The organism is Syntrophorhabdaceae bacterium, from assembly GCA_035541755.1.
In the GTDB taxonomy this organism is placed as follows: Bacteria; Desulfobacterota; Syntrophorhabdia; order Syntrophorhabdales; family Syntrophorhabdaceae; genus PNOF01.
The window spans coordinates 1-6911 of sequence record DATKMQ010000107.1 but is presented as its reverse complement, the minus strand read 5'-3'; the positions used below and the strand labels follow the sequence as shown (position 1 = coordinate 6911).

Annotated in this window: 6 protein-coding genes; 5 read left to right on the top strand and 1 reads right to left on the bottom strand. The window is 51.1% G+C overall.

Annotated elements, in window-relative coordinates; genetic code table 11:
* From VMT62_11160 to dctP, 4 genes are all read left to right on the top strand, one after another.
* Positions 1–838 (top strand): ATP-binding protein (locus VMT62_11160; GenBank protein ID HVN96980.1); only part of this gene is annotated, 838 nt, incomplete at its 5' end.
* A gap of 7 nt (positions 839–845) precedes the next feature.
* The gene (locus VMT62_11155; GenBank protein ID HVN96979.1) at positions 846–2222 is read left to right on the top strand and encodes a GAF domain-containing protein; all 1377 of its coding nucleotides are present in this window, start codon (positions 846–848) and stop codon (positions 2220–2222) included.
* A gap of 13 nt (positions 2223–2235) precedes the next feature.
* Positions 2236–3267: a rod shape-determining protein gene (locus VMT62_11150; GenBank protein HVN96978.1), complete on the top strand. Its 1032-nt coding sequence runs from the start codon at positions 2236–2238 to the stop codon at positions 3265–3267.
* 287 nt (positions 3268–3554) lie between these two features.
* Complete coding sequence (dctP, locus tag VMT62_11145; GenBank protein ID HVN96977.1) at positions 3555–4589, top strand: TRAP transporter substrate-binding protein DctP; 1035 nt, start codon at positions 3555–3557, stop codon at positions 4587–4589.
* 149 nt (positions 4590–4738) lie between these two features.
* On the opposite strand, the gene VMT62_11140 is transcribed toward dctP, so the two are convergent.
* Entirely contained in the window at positions 4739–5860 is a 1122-nt protein-coding gene (locus VMT62_11140) for a CapA family protein (protein ID HVN96976.1), read from the bottom strand.
* 355 nt (positions 5861–6215) lie between these two features.
* Here VMT62_11140 and VMT62_11135 point away from each other — a divergent pair.
* Positions 6216–6911, top strand: a 696-nt coding sequence (locus VMT62_11135) for a GGDEF domain-containing protein (GenBank protein ID HVN96975.1), incomplete at its 3' end; no start/stop codon positions are given.

Below are 6911 nucleotides of genomic sequence, written 5' to 3'. Positions count from 1 at the left end.
CATACGTGAGGGTGACTCTCCGGTCGTCGCCGTGTCGGGCGGCAAGGACTCGCTCTCCATCTGGATGCTCCTCAACGGGCTGGGCATAGCCTGCGATGGTGTCTACATCGATCTTGGCATCAAAGATTATTCCAACCGGTCACTCGACAAGATTATTAAAGTTGCCCGTACGCTCCAAAGGAGGGTCTTTGTATTCCGAATGGAGACACTTCTTCATCAGGGCATAGACGGACTTGCACGCGCTCTAAGGAGGGCGCCCTGCTCCGCCTGCGGTATGGTCAAACGGTACATCATGAATAAGGTTTGCATGGATAAAGGATACGACGTGCTCGTGACCGGTCACAATCTCGACGATGAGGCCGCGGCGCTGTTCGGAAACATCCTCTACTGGAAGAAAGAATATCTTTGGAAAAAGGACGTGGCACTTGAAGCAAAAGAAGGACACCTTTCCAAAAAGGTTAAGCCCCTGTTTTTGTGCTCGGAGCGGGAGGTGGCCGCATACGCCATCATGAACGGCATCGACTACGTCTATGAGGAATGTCCCTTCTCGGTTGACGCAAAATCGCTTGTCTATAAAGGGATGATCAATAGACTCGAAGAGACGTCCCCCGGAACCAAACTTATGTTTGTCAAAGGGTACCTAAAGACGTTGAAAGACCACCAGAGCACAGAGGAACGCACGGGAGAAACGACGTACTGTGCGACCTGCGGATACCCGACCTACTCTGACAAGTGCAGTTTTTGCAGGACCCTTGAAAAGTTTGACATTCCACAGACAGTGAAATTTGATGAATACGGACCGTATTCCGTTGACAGTGAACAATCGGTGGTGACATAATTTTGCCATGACGATGATCGACCACCTTGCTCAGCTCATCTTCAACATCTATGAGGCCTTCACCGTGGCGCTCTACGTCAGGGAGGGTGATAGACTGACGTGCCTTTCCGCAACCACTTTTGCCAAGAGTTTCGAGCAGACAAAAGACATCCCGATCGAGGGCACGCTGCCCGGATGGGTGGTCAAACATGGTGAACCCCTTGTGATCCCCAATTTCGACAAGGATGAAAGTGCGCTCGGTTATTACAAGAACCATGAGGGGATAAAATCTTTTCTGGGCTACCCCACGGAAGGAAACGGCGTTATCGTTGTGGATAGCAAAAAGAAGTACGTGTTCACCGACAAAGAAAAGAAGATCCTCAAGTCGTTCGCATTGATGATCGAGGAGGAACTTGAAAGAACAACGAAATGGCAGGACAGAGAAGATGTCCTCGAAGAGCTCTCCACAGAGAAACGCATTCTGGATTTTTTCAGTCAACTGAATCAATCGAAGATATCGGTGCCGGAGGTGTTAAGCGAGGCGCTCCACATTTCCGGAGGCGACTTCGGTTTTATCGGTGTGGAGAAACGGGGAAAATTGAACATCCAGGATGTGGCCGGCGCGGGAAATTACGAAGAAATCCGAAAAGAATGTCATCCTACCGAGAGCATCGCGTCTTTCGTCATGGAAGGGGGAAGAGAAATGCTTCTACCCTTAAACAGCGGGTATTTGAGGGAGAAGCCGCTCTTTTTCCCCGGGGAACCACTCAAGGCCCGGCAGTTCTTCGGCTTTCCGCTCGTGGCCGACGATGTTGCCTTCGGGGTGGTCGGTTTTGTCGCACTGTACGACACCCAACTGAAAGAAAACGCCATCGGGGTCCTGAGAAACGTCTCATCCCTGCTCGCACTTTATTACACGTCTCTATGGATGAAGGAACATCTCGAGCGGCTCAAAGATTTCGACCCGGTGACGGGGGCGCTGCAGTTCAGCGTCTTTCTCGCGCTCCTTGAAAAAATGATAAAGAGAGACGACAGATTCTCTCTCATATCGGTGAAACTCGACGATCTTACGGCCTGTAACAGGGCAATGGGCGTCGAATTTACCGATAACCTCTTGCGAAAAGTACTCCAGGTGGTTAAATACTGCACCGGAAGTAAGTCCTTTGTGACGCGAAAGAGCGGGGGCCATTTTTATGTAGCTGTTAAAGGAAATGAAACATTTGAGACGAGAAATATGTTAAAATTCCTTCATCACGCAATCAGCAAGAGCCTTTCCGAAGAAAAACTTTCGGACATGGGCAACAAGGTGGAAATAGCAGTGGCGAACTTCCCGGACGACACCCGCGATCTCTGGAAACTCTTTGACAAACAGAAAGAAACGAAATTCAGGAAAATCATCGACTGAGGAGGATGTGGCAATGAATCTATTCAGGGAATTGTTTGGATTGTTTTCCACGCACCTTGCCATGGACCTTGGGACCGCGAACACGCTCATCTACATGAAGGGTGAGGGAATCGTTCTCAATCAGCCCTCGGTCGTTGCCATAGATAACAATTCGGGCAGAGTCATCGCCGTGGGTAAAGAAGCCAAAGAGTATATAGGGAGGACACCGCCCAATATCAGCGCCATCAGGCCCTTGAAAGACGGGGTAATAGCAGATTTCGATGTGGCAAAAGCCATGATCAAATACTTTCTCAAGGTGGTGAGCACCGAGCGGAAAGTGTCCAAACCGAAAATGGTGGTAGGCGTACCTTCAGGGATCACCCAGGTAGAAAAGAAGGCGGTTATCGACGCATGTTTCCAGGTTGGCATCCGCGATGTTTTTCTTATCGAGGAACCTATGGCTGCGGCCCTCGGGGCCGGTATGCCCATAGATCTCCCCAGAGGGAACATGGTCGTGGATATAGGCGGAGGGACAACAGAGGTCGCCATCTTAAGCCTCTCCGCGGTCGCATACAGCGAGTCACTTCGCGTGGCCGGAGATGAGCTCGATGAGGCCATAGTGCGCTACCTTCAGAAAAAACACCAACTCGCCATCGGCGTGATCGCCGCCGAAAAAATTAAAATAGAGGGCGCCTCGGCCTTTCCCATCGATTCCCTGAGCGATAGCATCAATGTAGTGGGGAAAGACCTCCTCACGAGCATACCCAAAAGCATGAAGATACCCAAAGAAGAAGTCAGGGAAGCTATTGAAGAACCGGTTGCGGCGATTATCGATGCCATACGGCGGGCACTGGAGAAACTTCCCCCCGAATTTGTGGCGGATCTCAATGAAACCGGTATGGTCTTAACCGGCGGCGGCGCACTCCTCAAAGGCCTTGAGCATCGCATCGAGAACGAGACGGGTATTACCGTGATCGTTGCAGACGATCCACTCTCATCGGTCACCTTAGGATGCGGCAGGGCGCTCGAAGACCTGGAAAAATACAAGAAAGTCTTTATCAATTAGGTATGACTCACGTGCCATTGCCCCCGCAGACGGGACGTGTAAGCCGCGCCCGGTGCTCCCCGATAAAAGGCTTGACTTCGCAGAACGGCTACGATATAAAACCTATATGTATACGGATATACATAGGGAATCTTCAGCACGATACACGGGTTAAATTGCCGTGTACCTGGCCACGCAGGGTCTTTAGGTTTATCCAAGTATGTACGGACACGAAAAATGCAACAAAACGAGATCGAACGACATCAGGTCACAATAATAGCCCACATACAATGTAAGGAGGAGAGAAGATGAAAAAAGTGAGAAATCTGGTTTTTCTTTTGATGGCCCTATCCCTTGTTTTCTGTGCCCTGCCATCTTTCACGTCAGCCCAGCAAGGCAAGGTCATCGAACTGACCTACGGATCGCCCTGGCCGGCGGAAATGACCTTCAGCAATGCAGACAGGGCCTGGATCGCAAAAATAGAGAAAGAGACCAACGGACGGGTGCACATTAAACCCTATTTCGGCGGACAGATCATATCTCCGCAGGGCGGCGGCATTGAAGAGCTGACCCAGGGAGTAGCCGACATCGGCTTTATCCTTCCCAATTATTCCAAGTCCGGATTCGCTATTTGCAAGGGCATGAGCCTCATGATGTACGGCGCCAATCAGGTAACGGGACGCCGTGTCTTCAAAGAACTTTTGACCAAGTTTCCCGAAATTGAAGGGGAATACAAGGGCATGAAAGTCCTCGCCTGGAGCTCCGGCGCGTCTTTTGACATCCTTTCCAAGAAACCGATCCGCAAATTCGCCGACATGAAAGGCACACGGTTCAAAACCTCCGGCGACTACGCTGAAATCATCAAAGAATTCGGAGCCGAGGGCGTAAACTCACCCATGTCCGAAGTGTACGTAATGTTGCAGAAAGGAATCATGGACGGCGTGCTTGTCTCTCCGGAAGGGCTCAAAACCATGCATCTCGCCGAAGTCTGCAAGTACATGACCATGACCGGTATCTACCGCGTCCATACAGCGAGCAGGGCCATGAACCTTGCCTCATGGAACAAGCTTCCGCCCGACATCAAGAAAGTCTTTGAGGACAACATAGAGTTCTGGGGACTCGCCACCGACAAAGAGTTTGAAAAGACCGACCAGGAAGGTCTGGCTTTCGGGAAGTCACTCGGCCTTGAGTTCATACCCATGCCAAAAGACGAAATGGCGAAGCTCTATGCGGTCATGAAGGACAAGGCCACAAAGGAAGCTCAGGCGCTCGATGCCAAAGGTATGCCTGGCACAAAGATATTCAACGAAGGGCAGCGTCTCATCCAGCAGTACAGTAAGTAAACTTATAACGGAAATAAGAGACGACGGATTGCGACTAGAAAATATATCGCAATCCGTCGTCCTGTTGTGAAGAGCACCGGCGCTTCGCAGCACTCATCGATTCAGGCTTTTATCCTCGCCTCGCACATCCATAAGAACGCGCAACACGCTTAAGAAGCGCCGACCAAGACCTCGTCGCCTTTCACCTTAAATGAGCTTTCCACTCCGGCCACTCTTCCAATCTCTTCCACGTACTTTACCACCTCGGTAAATCTTGGGTCTTTAGCCGTTAAAATCTCCGGCTCCCCGATCTTGGAAAGATACACGGGAAGGAACGAGACGCGCTTGATACCTTTTTCGGAGATGACGCACTTAACCACCATGCTTTTCATAGTATCGGGCGGCATGGGGTAGTCCCTATCCTTGCCCCAGTTGGGATTGAGATTCATGATCTCCTTGTGCTGGCGGGTTTCCCACAGATCGCCTTGAGCGAAAGCAAAGGGCAACTCCAGTGCAAAATTCGACAGGCTGTGGAAAATCACCCTGCCTTTGTAAACCTCTATACCCTTCAAAATATGGGGATGGTGACCAACGATCAGATCGGCGCCCGCATCGATGGCGGCATGGCCCAATTCCCGCTCGTAATCGGCTATCTCGGCAGGAATAAAGTGAATACCCCAATGCATGGACACGATGACCGTGTCCGCCTCCGCCTTGGCGCGCGCGATATCGGCGATCATTCGCGCCGCGTCTTCTTTATGAGGAAAGGTATGTATCCTCGAAGGCGTACCCGGCTGATCGTGTTCTATCTGTTCATAGATCGTCCACGCCCGAAGCGGCACACACCCGGGTCTCGTCTCTTCAGCCCAGTACCCGTGAGGCAGGACCGAGTTATATGCAAGAAAAGCGATCTTGTGGCCGCCACACTCCCTTACTACCGGTCTTCGGGCGCGCTCTATGTCCGCTCCTGCTCCCACCACTGAAAGACCTTCGCGTTCAAGCACATCGAGTGTGTCGAAAAAGGCCTCCCGTCCCCAGTCCATGCAATGATTACTGGCGAAAGAGACCACCTGAAAACCGGCCTCCTTAATGGCTTTTGCATTCTGAGGGTGGGCGCGCATAGGAAGTCTCGCCTGCGGCAGGGCAACTCCACGGGTGGAGAAATTAGTCTCAAGCTGGCAGAAGGCCACATCCGCCTTGAGGATGTGTTGTGTGACATTGCGGAAAATTGAGGCAGGATCGGGCCGGTTCGGCCCCACATCTCCAGTGGCGCAAACAATTATTTCTTTCATCTTAATCAACCTCTCCTTTGTGATGGAATATTTGACGAGTTCACTTCATAAATTGAGAAACGTGGTTCGTCAACATGTCCTTACCGGAGGATTATAACAGGCCAACCGCAAAGGCCGTTTCATCCTCTCAATTGTATGTAGAAGCAATATACCTGTCAAGATAATTGTCTCTCATGGCGCGTGAAGCCCGGCTCACGCTTAATCGGAGGTTTACGTGTCGTCTCTCACGCGGAGATACCAGTTGAAAAGCCGGGCTGCGAACAAAAATCATTGCCAATTTCTCGAATAATTCATATAGTTATAGTGCACATCAAGAGCAAGTACAGACAGATTTGTCGGAGGAGATGGCGTCATCATGGATTTCGATATAAACGAACTCAAGGTCTTGTATCTTCTCAAGAACGTGGGTCTGGACTCGATTAAGGGGTTGCTCGAATCGTGTTCGATGAGGACGCTTGAGCCCGAAGAGGTGCTCATTACGCCGAATGAGCTCAACAAGACGGTCTATTTTGTTTTAAGCGGTACCCTGCGGATTCATCTTAATACCCTCGACAACCAGTCCATAACCACCGTGGGCCCGGGTGAGAGCGTGGGCGAGATATCCGTTATCGACAATCAGCCGACCTCGGCATATGTGGTTGCGCAGAGCGCGTGTAGACTTCTCGTTATGGATGAAGATATCCTCTGGTCATTGATCCAGGCATCCCATGCAGCAGCCTGCAACCTCCTGTTCGTTCTGGCCAAACGGTTGCGACATACCGATTCGATCATCGTTGAAGGTGTACAGCTCGGACAGGATTTCCAGCATTACGGGAGCGTGGATGCGCTTACGGGTCTCCACAACCGCTACTGGTTCGACGTTATGTTCAAGCGCCAGTTCCTGCGTTCATCGATCAGTGAAAGGCCTTTTTCCGTGATCATGGCCGACGTCGATGATTTCAAAAAATTGAACGACAGGCACGGCCATCTCGTTGGTGACAGGGTCCTCTACGAGGTCGCCCACGTGATGAACAAGAATGTCCGCCCCGCTGAAATGGTTGCCCGATACGGA

Excerpts from the sequence above, each read along its gene's own strand:
- VMT62_11140 (HVN96976.1), bottom strand. The coding sequence starts at position 5,860 with ATGAAAGAAATAATTGTTTGCGCCACTGGAGATGTGGGGCCGAACCGG.
- VMT62_11150 (HVN96978.1), top strand. The coding sequence starts at position 2,236 with ATGAATCTATTCAGGGAATTGTTTGGATTGTTTTCCACGCACCTTGCC.
- dctP (HVN96977.1), top strand. The coding sequence starts at position 3,555 with ATGAAAAAAGTGAGAAATCTGGTTTTTCTTTTGATGGCCCTATCCCTT.
- VMT62_11155 (HVN96979.1), top strand. The coding sequence starts at position 846 with ATGACGATGATCGACCACCTTGCTCAGCTCATCTTCAACATCTATGAG.